Genomic DNA, 14706 nt, shown 5'->3' with positions numbered 1-14706 from the left:
CTGGGCCCGGCCATTTGTGTTGGAGCTTACGGCACCGGCATCGCCCGCGGATTGCGGTGGAAGCGATTGGAGCTCGCCATCCAGTTCGGCAGCGGGTCTCCATCACGATGCCGTCCGCCGGCGACGGCTGCAGCCCAGGCGACCGCGGCACCGATAAGGGTCGCGGCTGCGATCGAGAACGCCACGATGATCGAATTGCGCCGTGCACGGTTGATGGCGGTCCTGGAGTCTGCGATCACCGCATCGACCCGCCGCTCGGCGTCCGGGGCCGCCAGTCCCGTCGCAGCTGCGACCTGTTGCACAAGGTAGGTGCGGTCATCGGCGCTCACGCCGCTGTGGCTTGACGACGTCATCAGAATGCGTCCCGCTTCCGCCCGCGCGTCCCTGAGATCGAGGTTTGGGGCGCGACGCGGGGCGCGGAACAGCTTGTCGAGCTCATAGCTCAACAAAGGCTCGGCCGCGGAAGCGTTGCTCGCTGAGCTGCGCATCGGCGAACGGTCGATCGCGGCGGCCCCGAGAAGAGCGAGCAGAGCGGCGCCAGCCAGCACCGCCAGGGCCCAGGCGGTCAGCCCGTGCAGGCCGTCTCGCCGCTCGCCATCGTCTTCGATCGTTGCGAGCGCGGGCGCCGGACGGGTCGTCCGGCCAGCGATGTAACCGCCGAAGCCGAAGCTGACGATCGCCTGAATGATCAGATACAGTCCGGAGAGCAACGCGAGCGCGGCCGAGGCGTCGCGCCATGTCGGCGAGGCCGAACTGACACCCAGGCCGACGGCCACTCCGAAGCCGATCAGGATGAAGGACATAGCGCCAGCCGCGAGAGCACCAGCGAAGACCGAACTCCACTGGATTGCACGAGGCGTCTCACTCACCAGGCCGCCTTCCATGATCTCTTCGCGCATGAGAGTTTCAACCGTCATCGCGGCGCTCTCAGCGCAGGCCGAAGAATGACAGGATCGCCATGATGACGACGATCAAGCCGATCAGATAAATCAGTCCGTCCATAGTCCATCCTCCTCAGTTTCTTCTGGTCGCTAATCGCGAGGTAAGAGGAACGTTCCAAATTGGACATATCGGCGGGAACGAAGTGGCGGGATGAGGGTTACCTGCTCGAGTCCCGAGGATAGAGATTGTGAGCACGAAGGCCTCAGCCGGTCAGACCGGCTGGGGCCTTTCCGTGCTGCGTCCGCCTCGACCTGTCCTATGTTAACGACGGCGGGGCCGTGATCATCAAAGATGCGATCGGGGTGGAACCTCAGATCAGGAGAGGCGCGTGGATCGCAGAACGGCGTGCCTGCACCAGGCGAATGCATTCCGGGAGAAGGCCATTGCCGATCCCGAGCACCACGATCAATGGATCGACGAAGCGATCAAATGGCTCGAACGGGCCATGGAGGCGAGCTGTCGCGCCGTCATTACCGTGCCGGCAGACGATGGCGGCGCCGTAGCCGAGCCGGTCGCCACCGAAGTCACGGATGCCATGCCCTCACAGCGGCGCGTCATTGCCCGCCAGTGAGAGACAGGGCGCCAATATGCGCTGCGGCAATTGTCCCTGGGACGTAACAATGTTGCGGGTCGACACTGTTCCCGCCGTTATGCTACGTCGTGCCAAGACCGCAACCAGAGTGACGTCGTGCGCGCGAACCGCCAGCCCTCAGGAACTTGCCGTCCGCGCACCTGGCGCGGATTGCTCTCCGTGCTGATCGCGGTTGTCTATCTGCTCGCAGGGGCGCTGCATGGCGCACACGACATCGACGTCACCACGCCGGGGGGCGGTTCGGAGATCGCGGCGGTCCTAGATGACGCCACGGGCGGCAGCGATCACAAGGCCATCGGCGGACATCATTGCCATGGCTGCTTCTCCCTGGCGGTAACACAGCCGGTGCCACCGACCACATCGACGCTGCTTGTGTCGGCAACTCGCCCGCAACATGCATCCCGGCTGGCCGGCATCATCCCCGATACCGACTCTCCCCCTCCCAAGCAGATTGCCTGAACGGATTGGTCGGGCGTTCCGCGCCCATTAGGTTCATCCTTCACAGGTCGGTTTCATGTTTCGCAGGGGAATGGCCGCGCGCGTGGCGCTCGCGGCGGCGTGTCTGATCGTTGGATCGGCACTTGCACCGTCTCACGCCCAGACTTTGACGATGCGCAGCGCGCTGTCGCGCGCGCTGGCCGCGAGCCCGCGGCTGACCGCGGCTGAGCGCGACATCGGCATTGCCACCGGCCAGCGCATCCAGGCCGGTGCCCTGCTCAATCCGGAACTGTCCTATGAACAGGACGATTCATTCGGCTCCGGCAGGTATCGCGGAACGCGGTCGGCGGAGACCACACTGCAGATCAGCCAGGCTTTCGAGCTGTTCGGCAAGCGCGAAGCGCGGATTGCGGCCGGAGTAGCTGGCGTCGAGGTCGCCGCGATACAGCGCAAGGCGATCCGGCTGGAGGTGCTGTCGGAGACCGCGATCGCCTTCCTCAGCGTGCTTGGCGCACAGCGGCGCATCCAGATCCTCGATGAGCAGATTGCCGCAATCGACCGGCTGACGCCGCTGCTGCGCCGCCGCGTCGAGGCCGGCGCCTCCTCGCCGGCCGAGACCGGGCGCGCCGAGGTCGCCTCCGCCCTCGTGAAGGCCGATCGCGAGCGCTTCAAGGCGAGTCTGGCCAGCGCCCGGCGCGAGCTTGCGGTGCTGATGGGCGATCCCGCCGCCAAGTTCGGCGAGGTCTCCGGCCGACTCGACACCACCGGACGGCCGCCCGCGTTCCAGGCGGTGATCGCCGCCATCGACGCCAACCCGCAGCTGGTGCGCTGGACCGCGGTTTACGCACAGCGCAATGCCGAGCTGCTGCTGGCGCGCCTCAGGCCCTATCCGGACGTGCGCATCGGGGCCGGCTGGCGCCACTTCCACGAAACGGGCGACGATGCAGCGCGGCTGACACTCTCGGTGCCGATCCCCGTGTTCGACCAGAACCAGGGCAACATCCTTTCGGCACAGGAAAGCCTCGCCAAGACCAGGGCCGAGCGCGAGGCCAATCGCAACACGCTGATCGTGATCGCCGGCCGCGCCTATGACTCGCTTCACGGCTCGCTGCGCGAGCTCGCGGTGCTGCGCGAGACCGCCATTCCCAAGGCGGTCGAAGCCTCCGAGGCGATCTCGCAAGGCTACGGCCAGGGCCGCTTCACCCTGCTCGAGGTGCTCGACGCCCAGGCCAGCGTCACCCAGGCCCGGCTGCGCGAGCAGGAGGCGCTGCAGAATTTCCATGCCGGCGTTGCGATCATCGAGGGCCTCGTCGGCAATCCATTCACGCTGGCGCGGGAGAGCGCACGATGAGGACGTTCTCGACCATCGTCGTTGCCATCGTTGCGGCCGCACTCGGCGCTTACGGCTATTCCCTGCTCGCACCGGGCAAGCTCGCTCACACCGAACCGGCCGAACATTCCGAACACAAGCAACCGAACGACCGTGTCGAGCAGGACGAGCACGGCGCCGACCGCATCCGCATCTCCGACGTCAAGCTTGCAGCCGCAGGCGTCACGCTGGCCGAAGCCGCCGGCGCCACGCTGACCGACACCCTCGCTTTCAATGGCATCCTGCGCGCCAACCAGGAAGCCGTGGTGCAGGTGACCCCGCGCTTTCCGGGCGTGGTCAAATCCATCCTGAAGCGCATCGGCGACAGGGTCGCCAAGGACGATCTGCTCGCCGCGATCGAGAGCAACCAGAGCCTCACCGTCTACGAGCTGAAGGCGCCGATCGCCGGCACGATCATCGAACGGCAGATCTCGCTCGGCGAGTATGCCTCCGAGCAGAAGCCGGCCTTCGTCGTCGCGGACCTCTCCACCATCTGGGTCGATCTGTCGATCTACCGGCAGGACTTGAGGCGCGTCCGCCTCAATGACGAGGTGCTGATCGATCCCGATGACGGCCGCGGCGAGATCAAGGGCACGATCTCCTACATGGCGCCGATCGGCAGCAGCGAGACCCAGACGGCGCTGGCGCGCGTCGTGCTGCAAAATCCTGACGGACGCTTGCGGCCCGGCCTGTTCGTCACGGCGCGGCTGATCCTCGCCGAACGCAACGTCGCGGTTGCCGTGCGCCGCAGCGCGATCCAGACGCTGGACAACAAGACCATCGTGTTCGTCCGCGAGGACGGCGACAAGATCGAGGCACGCCCCGTCGAAACAGGGGATTCAGATCCGCGACACGTTGAGATCAAGGCCGGCCTCGCGGCCGGCGAGCACTACGTTGCGGAGAACAGCTTCGTCGTGAAGGCGGAGATGGGCAAGGGCGAGGCCGAGCATGATTGAGCGTCTGATCGCCCTCTCGCTGCATCAGCGCTGGCTGGTCCTCCTGCTCGCGCTGGGCGCCCTCGCCTTCGGCGCATGGAATTTCCAGCGCCTTCCGATCGACGCCGTGCCTGACATCACCAACGTCCAGGTCCAGATCAACACCCGCGCGCCCGGCTATTCGCCGCTCGAGACCGAGCAGCGCATCACCTTCCCGGTCGAGACCGCGATGGGCGGCCTGCCCAAGCTCGACTACACCCGCTCGCTGTCGCGCTACGGCCTCAGCCAGGTGACGGTGGTCTTCAAGGACGGTACCGACATTTACTTCGCGCGTCAGCTCGTCGGGGAACGGATCCAGCAGGTGAAGGACCAGCTGCCGGCGAGCGTCGAGGTTGCGATCGGGCCGATCTCCACCGGGCTCGGCGAGATCTTCATGTACACCGTCGAGGCCAAGCCGGGCGCCAAGACGCAAGCCGGCCACGATTATTCGTTGACCGATCTGCGCACCGTGCAGGACTGGATCATCCGGCCGCAGCTTCGCAACGTGCCTGGGGTGATCGAGGTCAACACCATCGGCGGCTTCGAGCGGCAGTTCCACGTGCTGCCGGATCCGGGCAAGCTGATGGCCTACCGGCTCGGCTTTCGCGACGTCATGACGGCGCTCGCAGCCAACAACGCCAATGTGGGCGCCGGCTATATCGAGCGCAACGGGGAGCAATACCTGGTTCGCTCTCCCGGCCAGGTCGGCAATATCGCCGAGATCCAGGACATCGTCATCGGCTCGCGCGGCGGCAATCCCGTCAGGATCAGGGACGTCGCGACTGTCAGGGAAGGCCGCGATCTGCGCACGGGCGCCGCGACGCGCAATGGCGAGGAGACCGTGCTCGGCACCGCCATGCTGCTGATCGGCGAGAATAGTCGCACCGTGGCAGGCCGCGTCGCAGCCCGGCTCGAAGACATCGCCAAATCGCTGCCCGAGGGCGTCGTGACGCGGACCGTCTACGACCGCACCGATCTGGTCGAGGCCACAATCCGCACCGTCCGGAACAACCTGCTTGAAGGCGCGGCGCTCGTGGTCGCCGTGCTGTTCCTGATCCTCGGCAATATCCGCGCCGCGCTGGTGACGGCCTGCGTCATTCCCCTGTCCATGGCCATGACCATCACCGGCATGGTCGAGGCCAAGGTCAGCGCCAACCTGATGAGCCTGGGCGCGATCGACTTCGGCATCATCGTCGACGGCGCGGTGATCATCGTCGAAAACTGCCTGCGCATGCTGGCCGTAGCTCAGCGCGAGAAAGGGGGGCTGCTCACGACCGCCGAACGGTTGCGGGCCATCCTGCGCGGGTCGAGCGAGGTCATCAAGCCGAGCCTGTTCGGAACGCTGATCATCGCGGTGGTCTATCTGCCGGTGCTGACGCTGACCGGTGTCGAAGGCAAGATGTTCACCCCGATGGCACTGACCGTGCTGATGGCACTCGGCGCTGCGGTGCTGTTCTCCATCACCTTCGTGCCGGCGGCCGTTGCGATTTTCGTGACCGGCAAGGTCTCCGAGCACGAGAACCTGTTCATGCGCGCGGCGAAGCGCGCCTATCTGCCCCTGCTCCGCTTTGCCATCGACAATCGCGCCGCGGTCGCCGTCATGGCCGTGGCCATCGTGCTCGCGAGCGGCATCGCCGCTTCGCGCATGGGCGGCGAGTTCATTCCGAGCCTGGACGAAGGCGACGTGGCGCTGGCCTCGATCCGGATTCCCGGTACCAGCCTCACCCAATCGCTGGACCTGCAAAAGGCGCTGGAGAAGCGCGTCATGCAGATTCCCGAAGTGAAGGAATTCTTCACCCGCATAGGCACCGCGGAGATCGCGACGGACCCGATGTCGCCGGCGCAGACCGACGGATACGTGATGCTGAAACCGCGCGCCGAATGGCCCGATCCGCACAAGTCGAAATCGGCGGTGATCGAGGCGATCGACCATGCCGCGGACGAGATTCCCGGCAGTGCCTATGAACTCTCCCAGCCGATCCAGTTCCGCGTCAACGAGCTGATCTCGGGCGTGCGCACCGACGTCGGCGTCAAGATATTCGGCGACGATCTCGACATCCTGCAAGGCGCCGCAAAACAGGTGGAGGGCGCGATCCGCGGCATCCGCGGCGCCAGCGACGTCAAGATCGAGCAGGTCGCGGGCCTGCCGATCCTCACCGTCCGCCTCGACCGTCAGGCGCTCGCCCGCTACGGCCTCAGTGTCGCCGAAGTGCAGGGCATCGTCGAGATCGCGGTGGGCGGCAAGTCGGCCGGCAAGCTGTTCGAGGGCGATCGCCGCTTCGAGATCGTGGTCCGCCTGCCCGAGCACCTGCGCGGCAATCTCGAGGCGATAAGGGCCATCCCGATTCCGCTGCCGCCCGGTGAGGACGCCGGCTCCGGCACGGCCATTCGTACCGCGCTGGCCGCTTCGCCCCTCACGCAGATGCGCTATGTGCCGCTCTCGTCGGTCGCAACAGTCGATGCGACGCCGGGGCCCAACCAGATCAGCCGAGAGAACGGCAAACGGCGCATCGTCGTGACCGCCAATGTCCGTGCCCGCGATCTCGGCTCCTTCGTCGCCGAGGCCGAGGCGGCCGTGGCCGAGAAGGTCAAGCTGCCGCCGGGCTACTTCATCGGCTGGGGCGGACAGTTCGAGCAGCTTGTCTCCGCGACCAAGCGGCTGGCGATCGTCGTGCCGGTGGCCTTGTTGCTGGTGTTCCTGCTGTTATTCATGGGCATGGGGTCGGCGGCGGATGCGGCGCTGGTGTTCTCCGGCGTACCGCTGGCACTGACGGGTGGTGTCGCCGCACTCCTGCTGCGCGACATTCCCTTGTCCATCAGCGCCGGGGTCGGCTTCATCGCACTGTCGGGTGTCGCCGTGCTCAACGGCCTCGTCATCATCGTCTTCATCGAGCGGCTGCGCGGCGAGGGGCGGTCCGTCGTGGATGCCGTGCGTGAGGGCGCGCTGACGCGGTTGCGGCCGGTGCTGATGACCGCTCTCGTGGCCTCCCTCGGCTTCGTGCCGATGGCGCTCGCCACCGGCGCCGGCGCCGAGGTGCAGCGGCCGCTCGCGACCGTGGTGATCGGCGGCATCATCTCATCGACTGTGCTGACGCTCCTGGTGCTTCCGGCGCTCTACGTGCTGTTCCGCCGTGACGTCGCAGGCGAAACGCCTACAATGGCGCCTGATTTGGCAGCATCCGCGGAGCGCTAGAGGTGGCCGATCACGACCATCACGGGCATCACCAACATAATCATGCAAGCCATTCGCATGGTCATGGCCAAGCTCATGGGCACGTCCATACGCCCGCGAGCTTCGGCAAGGCGTTCGCGATCGGCATTACGCTCAACATCGCGCTGGTGGTGGCCGAGGCGACTTACGGCTATATCGGCAACTCCACCGCTTTGCTGGCGGACGCCGGCCATAATCTGTCCGACGTGCTTGGCCTGGTCGTGGCCTGGGGCGCCTCGATCGCGGCGAAGCGCGCGCCGAGCGGCCGCTTCACCTATGGCCTGCGCGCCTCCACCATCCTCGCGGCGCTGGCGAACGCGGTCTTCCTGCTGGTCGCGACCGGCGCAATCGGCTGGGAGGCGATCCTGCGCCTGCAACACCCCGAGCCGGTTGCGGGCATCACGGTGATGGTGGTCGCGGGCATCGGCATCCTCATCAACGGTTTTACCGCCCTGCTGTTCGCGCGCGGCCGCAAGGACGACATCAACATCGAGGGCGCGTACCTGCACATGGCCGCGGACGCCGCGGTCTCGCTCGGCGTCGTGGTCTCGGCGGCGCTGATCATCTGGACCGGCTGGCTGTGGCTCGACCCCGTCACCAGCCTCGTCATCTGCGCCACCATCCTCTGGAGCACGACGAGCCTCTTGCGGGGCTCCATCGACATGTCGATGGCAGCCGCACCCAGGGGCACCGACCTCGCCGCGATCAGGGCGTTTTTGCTCGCGCGTCCCGGCGTCTCAGGGATCCACGATCTCCACGTCTGGCCGATCTCGACCACCGAGACGGCGCTGACCTGCCATCTCGTCATGCCCGCAGGCAGCGGCGACGCATTCCTGGTGGAGACGGCGCAGATCCTGAAGACGACCTATCGCATCGGCCACACCACGCTTCAGGTCGAGACGCACCCCGAAAATGGCTGCGCGCTGGCGCCGGATGATGTGGTGTGAGGGGCGCGCTGGCGCCTCCACGCTGTCATCGCGAGCCAACGGGTCCGGGCGAAGCCCGGCCCGATGACAGGCTCCGCGAAGCAATTCAGACTGCCTCCGCAGAGACAGTCTGGATTGCTTCGTCGCAAGTGCTCCACGCAATGACGCGGAGAGAGCGCCGTGTCCTACGCGGCCTTCGCCGTCACGATCCAGATCGCACCCTGCAACTCAACCGACCGGTCCTTCAGGAACGGCGCGAGCGTCTCGCGGATCGAGGCCTTGGCGGCCTCGTAGGTCTCCGGCGGATGGCCCTGAAGCGCGCGGCTGGCGGGGCCGATCTGCAGCGAGCCGTCCACGGCGGCATCGAGGCCGCCGCCGATCGCGATATCCATCGGAAGATTGCGCGGCTCCATTGCCACATCCACGAAGCCCGCGCCTTTAAGGATGCGCATCACGCGCTCCTCCGATGCGAAGGCGAACGGGCCCGGCTCTTCGGGACCAACCGGCGGCATTTTCGGCACATGCTTGTAGACCGCCATCAGCGGCGCCATCATCCACGGGTTCTCCTTCGGCTCGCGCCAGCAGGCAAACGCGAGGCGCCCGGACGGCTTCAGTGCGCGACGCAGATTGGTGAAGGACGCGATGGGATCGGCGAAGAACATCACGCCGAAGCGCGAGGCGAGCAGATCGAAGCTCGCCGACTCGAACGGATACACCGTCGCATCCGCCAGCACGAAGTCGAGCGGCAGGCTCTTTGGCGTAAGCGCGCGCGCCTGCGCCAGCATCGGTTCGGACACATCGAGGCCGAGCGCGAATCCGTCGGGTGCCACCGCCTTCGCGAAGGCGAAGGTCGTCGCGCCGGAGCCGCAACCGACATCGAGGACGCGCTCACCCGGCTTCGGCCTCGCGCGCTCGATCAGCACGTCGGCAATGGGGCCAAGCAGGCTCTCCTGCGCTGTATGGCGATCGGCCCAGCGCTGTCCGCTCGGGCCGTTCCAATAGGCGATCTGGTCGGCGTTCTGCTCGTGTCCGCTGGGCTGTTGCATCGGCTTCCTCAATCACTTTCCCGGCGGTGATATCACGTTGGAGGCCAGCAAAGCGGTCAAATGAGCCGGATCTGCGCGTTGCCGCCCCTTGCTCCTCCCCCCGCCGGAGAGCTAAAGAGGGCGCTTGGGGCGGTTAGCTCAGCTGGTTAGAGCATCTCGTTTACACCGAGAGGGTCCGCGGTTCGAATCCGTGACCGCCCACCAGCCTTCGCCTGCTACGGCTGGGCATGCCAGCCGGGACGCTCATTGGTGCAAAGCTGGCGAAGACTGCCATGCCCCAGCCGTTTGGCGAAGGTGGGCTTTTCACAAGCGCCTCAATCCTGCGGCCTGCCCGGCAGCAACGGCACGGCGTCGATCCACACCGCAGCCGACTGGCACCAGATCTGCCGCACCGGCCGCAACTGGTCACGCTGACGGATGCTGCCCCAGCGGATGCCCCAATCGTCGACCTGGTCGCCCTCGCCGCTGGTGAACAGCGGGGAACCGCACTCGCCGCAAAAATGCTGGAAGCGCATCCGGCCGTTGTCGCCGCGCTTGCCGTAGACCTTGGGCGTGCCGGCGGTCAGCTTCACGTCGGCCTTGGCACAGATCGCGGTCACGCGGAACGGCGAGCCGGTCAACGCCTGGCAATCGGTGCAATGGCACACCGAGACCTGCTCCGGATCGATCTCGGCCTCATACGTGATCTTCCCGCAATGGCATTGGCCGTCGATGTGCATTGCCTCCTCCCTTCCCCCAAACAAAAACGGCGCCCGAAGGCGCCGTCTTATCATCATTTCGAGCTTCGATCTCAGTGAGCGGTCAGGCCGCCGGCGGCTTCATCCCCGTCCGGCTTCACCGTCACCTTGGTGTCCTCTTCCCAGACGATCGGTGTGGGCTTCTTCACCAGAGCCTTGGCGACGACGTCGTCGAGGCGAGAGACCGGGACTATCTCCATGCCGCCCTTGATCGCATCGGAAATCTCCGTGAGATCCTTGGCGTTGTCCTCGGGGATCAGCACCGTCTTGATGCCGCCGCGGGCCGCAGCCAGCAGCTTCTCCTTGAGGCCGCCGATCGGCAGCACGCGCCCGCGCAGCGTGATCTCGCCGGTCATCGCGACATCGTGGCGGACCGGGATGCCGGTCATGACCGAGATGATCGCGGTGGCCATGGCAACGCCGGCGGACGGGCCGTCCTTCGGCGTCGCGCCCTCAGGCACGTGCACGTGGATGTCGCGCTTGTCGAACAGCGGCGGCTCGACGCCATAGTTGATCGCGCGCGAGCGGACATAGGAAGCCGCCGCGGAGATCGACTCCTTCATCACGTCGCGCAGATTGCCCGTGACCGTCATCTTGCCCTTGCCGGGCATCATGACGCCTTCGATGGTCAGCAGCTCGCCGCCGACATCGGTCCAGGCAAGGCCGGTGACGATGCCGACCTGGGGCTCGCTCTCGATCTCGCCGAAGCGGTACTTCGGCACGCCGAGGAACTCTTCCAGAGTTTTCTCGGTGACCTTGACCGACTTCTTCTTGGAGATCATCAGCTCCTTCACCGCCTTGCGGGCGAGTGTGGAGAGCTCACGCTCCAGGTTGCGCACGCCCGCTTCGCGGGTGTAGCGGCGGATCAGCAGCAGCAGCGCGTCGTCGTCGATCGAGAACTCCTTGGAGTCCAGGCCATGCTTGGACACCGCGTTCGGGATCAGATGCTTGCGCGAGATCTCGACCTTCTCATTCTCGGTGTAGCCCGCGATCCGGATGATCTCCATGCGGTCCATCAGCGGCCCGGGAATATTGAGCGTATTCGCGGTCGTGATGAACATCACGTTGGACAGATCGTAGTCGACCTCGAGATAGTGGTCGTTGAACGTCCCGTTCTGCTCGGGATCGAGAACCTCGAGCAGCGCCGAGGACGGATCGCCGCGGAAATCGGCGCCCATCTTGTCGATCTCGTCCAGCAGGAACAGCGGATTGGACGACTTCGCCTTCCGCATCGACTGGATGATCTTGCCGGGCATCGAGCCGATATAGGTGCGGCGATGGCCGCGGATCTCGGCTTCGTCGCGCACGCCGCCGAGCGAGACGCGCACGAATTCGCGCCCGGTCGCCTTCGCGATCGACTTGCCGAGCGAGGTCTTGCCGACGCCGGGAGGGCCGACGAGGCACAGGATCGGACCCGTCAGCTTGTTGGCGCGCGACTGCACCGCAAGATACTCGACGATACGTTCCTTGACCTTCTCCAGCCCGTAGTGATCGGAATCCAGTATGGCTTGCGCCTGCTCCAGATCCTTCTTCACCTTGGACTTCTTGTTCCACGGGATCGACAGCAACCAATCCAGATAATTGCGCACGACAGTCGCTTCCGCGGACATCGGCGACATCTGGCGCAGCTTCTTCAATTCATGCTGCGCCTTCTCGCGCGCTTCCTTGGAAAGCTTGGTCTTGGAGATCTTCTCTTCGAGATCGGCGAGCTCGTCGCGACCGTCGTCGTCGCCGAGTTCCTTCTGGATCGCCTTCATCTGCTCGTTGAGATAGTACTCGCGCTGGGTCTTCTCCATCTGGCGCTTGACGCGCGAGCGGATGCGCTTCTCGACCTGCAGCACCGAAATCTCGCTCTCCATCAGCCCCAGCACCTTCTCCAGGCGCGTGGTCACGGACAGCGTCTCCAGGATGCCCTGACGATCGGCAATCTTGACGGCGAGATGCGAAGCCACGGTGTCGGCGAGCTTGGCGAAATCGGTGATCGCCTGCACGACGCCGACGACCTCGGCCGAGATCTTCTTGTTGAGCTTCACGTAGCTCTCGAAGTCGGACACGACCGAACGCGCCAGCGCTTCCGCCTCGACCGACTTCGCATCGGTATCGGCGAGCGCGACGGCAGTCGCCTCGTAATAGTCGGCGCGATCGGTATATTTCGCCACGCGCGCACGCTCGAGCCCTTCGACCAGCACCTTCACGGTGCCGTCCGGAAGCTTCAAGAGCTGGAGCACGCTGGCGAGCGTCCCGGTCTCGTAGATGGCGTCGGGCGCCGGATCATCGTCAGACGCGTTCTTCTGCGTCGCGAGCATGATCAGCGCGTCGTTCTTCATCACCTCTTCCAGCGCGCGGATCGACTTCTCGCGGCCGACGAAGAGCGGAACGATCATGTGCGGGAAGACGACGATGTCGCGCAGCGGCAACACGGGATAAGCGTGCGTTTCGCCATGGACGATGGTTGGCCGGGGTTTGGGATTGGTCATGGCCTTTTCCTTTTGCTTTGCCCCCTCGCACGCAGCCCGCTGATCATGCGCAACCGCCACAAGGTGCCGAGGTGATCCGCAGAACCGGTCGGTCCGTTTGCGGGTTGGACCGGCTTGCCGGAACGGAACTGAGGCGAATCTTGAAGAGAATTTTCGCTCGCCGCCGACATTAGGTGGCTATCGACCCGGGGGGTGTCAAGTCATTGAAAAACGCGCGCCATCAGGCGCTTACGCAACGCGACAAGCGACGCAACACCGGCTGCGGAGATTCAGTTCCGCAGCCCATTTTGGCAAGGCAATTGGCGCATTCCAGCGCCGCCAGATCAGGCGCTGGCGTTCTCGACCGCGCGATCGGACCGATCGGCGTAGATGTAGAGCGGACGCGCCGTTCCTTCCACGACTTCGCGGGAAATCACGACTTCTTCCACACCTTCCAGGCCCGGCAGGTCGAACATGGTCTCGAGGAGGATCGCTTCGAGGATCGAGCGTAGCCCGCGCGCGCCGGTCTTGCGCTCGATCGCCTTACGGGCGACCGCGCCAAGCGCCTCGTCGGCGAAGGTCAGCTCGATGTTCTCCATCTCGAACAGGCGCTGGTACTGTTTCACCAGCGCGTTCTTCGGCTCTGTGAGAATCTTCTTCAGCGAGGTCTCATCGAGATCTTCGAGCGTCGCCACGACGGGCAGACGGCCGACGAACTCGGGGATGAGGCCGTACTTCAGGAGGTCCTCGGGCTCGACGTGACGGAAGATCTCGCCGGTACGGCGGTCCTCCGGCGCGAGCACTTGGGCGCCGAAACCGATCGAGGTCGACCGACCGCGCGCCGAGATGATCTTCTCGAGGCCGGCGAAGGCGCCACCGCAGATAAACAGGATGTTGGTGGTATCCACCTGCAGGAACTCCTGCTGCGGATGCTTGCGACCGCCCTGCGGCGGGACCGAAGCCACCGTGCCTTCCATGATCTTGAGCAACGCCTGCTGCACGCCCTCACCCGACACGTCGCGCGTGATCGAGGGATTGTCGGACTTGCGGCTGATCTTGTCGATCTCGTCGATGTAGACGATGCCGCGCTGGGCGCGCTCGACATTGTAGTCGGCGGCCTGGAGCAGCTTCAGGATGATGTTCTCGACGTCCTCGCCGACGTAGCCCGCTTCGGTCAGCGTCGTCGCGTCCGCCATGGTGAACGGCACGTCCAGGATGCGCGCGAGCGTCTGGGCAAGCAGCGTCTTGCCCGAACCGGTCGGACCTATCAGCAGGATGTTCGACTTCGCGAGCTCGACGTCGTTGTGCTTGGTCTGATGGTTGAGGCGCTTGTAGTGGTTGTGCACCGCGACCGACAGGACCTTCTTCGCATGGCTCTGGCCGATCACGTAGTCGTCCAGCACCTTGCAGATTTCCTTCGGCGTCGGGATGCCGTCGCGCGACTTGACCAGCGAGGACTTGTTCTCCTCGCGGATGATGTCCATGCAGAGCTCGACGCACTCGTCGCAGATGAAGACCGTGGGACCCGCGATCAGTTTGCGGACTTCGTGCTGGCTCTTGCCGCAGAACGAGCAATACAGCGTGTTCTTGGAGTCGCTCGTGCCGACCTTACTCATTCATGTCTCCGTCCGCGGTTCGATCCCGTTCCGCTCGATCGCCCCATTCCGACACGATGGCCGGCATGAAGCTTAAGTAGAGCAAATTCCGTACCAAAAAAGACCTACGCTTACTACACCGTGCGAATCACGGTCACTCGATTCTCCCGCGATCATAGCCGATCAGTCGTAGCCAACCATGCTGTCACCCGACTATCAAGAATTCGCTAATCGGGGTTCGCCGGCTACCCGTGACAATACCGTGATTTCCGGTCTTGGCACGGGCGAAGTGATCGAAATCACCCCGGCGTTGCTGGATTGCCACGAAAAACAAGCACGAAAGCGGAACTTTCCGTTGCCGCGGGGCGCAAAACCGCATTTTGCGACGCGCGCAAGCGACCTAACGTGAACACCGCCCTG

At 65.1% G+C, this 14706-nt stretch carries 12 protein-coding genes and 1 tRNA gene; 8 read left to right on the top strand and 5 right to left on the bottom strand.

Annotated features, from left to right (window positions below):
* Positions 1-26 precede the first annotated feature (26 nt).
* The gene (locus tag ASG57_RS32205) at positions 27-917 is read right to left on the bottom strand and encodes a hypothetical protein (RefSeq protein ID WP_024341209.1); all 891 of its coding nucleotides are present in this window, start codon (positions 915-917) and stop codon (positions 27-29) included.
* 353 nt (positions 918-1270) lie between these two features.
* On the opposite strand from ASG57_RS32205, the gene ASG57_RS32200 reads away from it, so the two are divergent.
* From ASG57_RS32200 to ASG57_RS32175, 6 genes are all read left to right on the top strand, one after another.
* Positions 1271-1513 (top strand): hypothetical protein, encoded by a 243-nt coding sequence (locus ASG57_RS32200; RefSeq protein WP_024341208.1) that lies wholly within the window; start codon positions 1271-1273, stop codon positions 1511-1513.
* Between the two features lie 117 nt (positions 1514-1630).
* Positions 1631-1993 (top strand): hypothetical protein, encoded by a 363-nt coding sequence (locus tag ASG57_RS32195; protein WP_024341207.1) that lies wholly within the window; start codon positions 1631-1633, stop codon positions 1991-1993.
* Positions 1994-2048: 55 nt separating this feature from the next.
* On the top strand, positions 2049-3323 hold the full coding sequence (gene ihpA, locus ASG57_RS32190) for a divalent metal ion exporter subunit IhpA (protein ID WP_057198892.1): 1275 nt from the start codon (positions 2049-2051) through the stop codon (positions 3321-3323).
* Entirely contained in the window at positions 3320-4297 is a 978-nt protein-coding gene (gene ihpB / locus ASG57_RS32185; RefSeq protein WP_057198891.1) for a divalent metal ion exporter adaptor subunit IhpB, read from the top strand. Before ihpA ends, ihpB begins: the two co-directional genes overlap by 4 nt.
* A complete protein-coding gene (locus ASG57_RS32180) occupies positions 4290-7508 on the top strand; it encodes an efflux RND transporter permease subunit (protein WP_057198890.1) in 3219 nt (1072 codons plus the stop codon). The genes ihpB and ASG57_RS32180 overlap by 8 nt, the downstream gene beginning before the upstream one ends.
* A 2-nt stretch (positions 7509-7510) precedes the next feature.
* Positions 7511-8473, top strand: a complete 963-nt coding sequence (locus tag ASG57_RS32175; RefSeq protein ID WP_057198889.1) for a cation diffusion facilitator family transporter — start codon at positions 7511-7513, stop codon at positions 8471-8473.
* Between the two features lie 164 nt (positions 8474-8637).
* Here the strand turns inward: ASG57_RS32175 and ASG57_RS32170 are convergent, their stop codons facing one another.
* Positions 8638-9498, bottom strand: a complete 861-nt coding sequence (locus ASG57_RS32170; RefSeq protein ID WP_057198888.1) for a class I SAM-dependent methyltransferase — start codon at positions 9496-9498, stop codon at positions 8638-8640.
* Between the two features lie 127 nt (positions 9499-9625).
* Here ASG57_RS32170 and ASG57_RS32165 point away from each other — a divergent pair.
* Positions 9626-9702: transfer RNA gene (locus ASG57_RS32165), tRNA-Val, on the top strand.
* A 110-nt stretch (positions 9703-9812) separates the two neighbouring features.
* Here the strand turns inward: ASG57_RS32165 and ASG57_RS32160 are convergent.
* The 3 genes from ASG57_RS32160 to clpX all read right to left on the bottom strand — a co-directional run bounded on the left by ASG57_RS32160 (position 9813) and on the right by clpX (position 14307).
* Positions 9813-10217: a GFA family protein gene (locus ASG57_RS32160; protein WP_057198887.1), complete on the bottom strand. Its 405-nt coding sequence runs from the start codon at positions 10215-10217 to the stop codon at positions 9813-9815.
* Between the two features lie 71 nt (positions 10218-10288).
* Positions 10289-12712 carry an endopeptidase La gene (lon, locus tag ASG57_RS32155; protein ID WP_024341200.1) on the bottom strand — a complete coding sequence of 808 codons (2424 nt, stop codon included), beginning with the start codon at positions 12710-12712 and terminating at the stop codon, positions 10289-10291.
* Between the two features lie 323 nt (positions 12713-13035).
* Entirely contained in the window at positions 13036-14307 is a 1272-nt protein-coding gene (gene clpX / locus ASG57_RS32150) for an ATP-dependent Clp protease ATP-binding subunit ClpX (RefSeq protein ID WP_008547851.1), read from the bottom strand.
* Between the two features lie 178 nt (positions 14308-14485).
* Between clpX and ASG57_RS38260 the strand changes: the two genes are divergently transcribed.
* The gene (locus ASG57_RS38260) at positions 14486-14695 is read left to right on the top strand and encodes a hypothetical protein (RefSeq protein WP_156402883.1); all 210 of its coding nucleotides are present in this window, start codon (positions 14486-14488) and stop codon (positions 14693-14695) included.
* The last annotated feature ends 11 nt before the right edge of the window (positions 14696-14706 follow it).

The sequence above is a fragment of the Bradyrhizobium sp. Leaf396 genome (assembly GCF_001424605.1).
GTDB lineage: Bacteria > Pseudomonadota > Alphaproteobacteria > Rhizobiales > Xanthobacteraceae > Bradyrhizobium > Bradyrhizobium japonicum_C.
The sequence above is the reverse complement of the archived record's forward strand: the minus strand, read 5'-3'. Positions and strand labels throughout refer to the sequence as shown.

Bases quoted from the DNA above. Each gene is read 5' to 3' on its own strand.
- ASG57_RS32205 (WP_024341209.1), bottom strand. From the start codon at position 917: ATGACGGTTGAAACTCTCATGCGCGAAGAGATCATGGAAGGCGGCCTG.
- ihpA (WP_057198892.1), top strand. From the start codon at position 2,049: ATGTTTCGCAGGGGAATGGCCGCGCGCGTGGCGCTCGCGGCGGCGTGT.
- ihpB (WP_057198891.1), top strand. From the start codon at position 3,320: ATGAGGACGTTCTCGACCATCGTCGTTGCCATCGTTGCGGCCGCACTC.
- ASG57_RS32180 (WP_057198890.1), top strand. From the start codon at position 4,290: ATGATTGAGCGTCTGATCGCCCTCTCGCTGCATCAGCGCTGGCTGGTC.
- ASG57_RS32170 (WP_057198888.1), bottom strand. From the start codon at position 9,498: ATGCAACAGCCCAGCGGACACGAGCAGAACGCCGACCAGATCGCCTAT.
- ASG57_RS32160 (WP_057198887.1), bottom strand. From the start codon at position 10,217: ATGCACATCGACGGCCAATGCCATTGCGGGAAGATCACGTATGAGGCC.
- lon (WP_024341200.1), bottom strand. From the start codon at position 12,712: ATGACCAATCCCAAACCCCGGCCAACCATCGTCCATGGCGAAACGCAC.
- clpX (WP_008547851.1), bottom strand. From the start codon at position 14,307: ATGAGTAAGGTCGGCACGAGCGACTCCAAGAACACGCTGTATTGCTCG.
- ASG57_RS38260 (WP_156402883.1), top strand. From the start codon at position 14,486: ATGCTGTCACCCGACTATCAAGAATTCGCTAATCGGGGTTCGCCGGCT.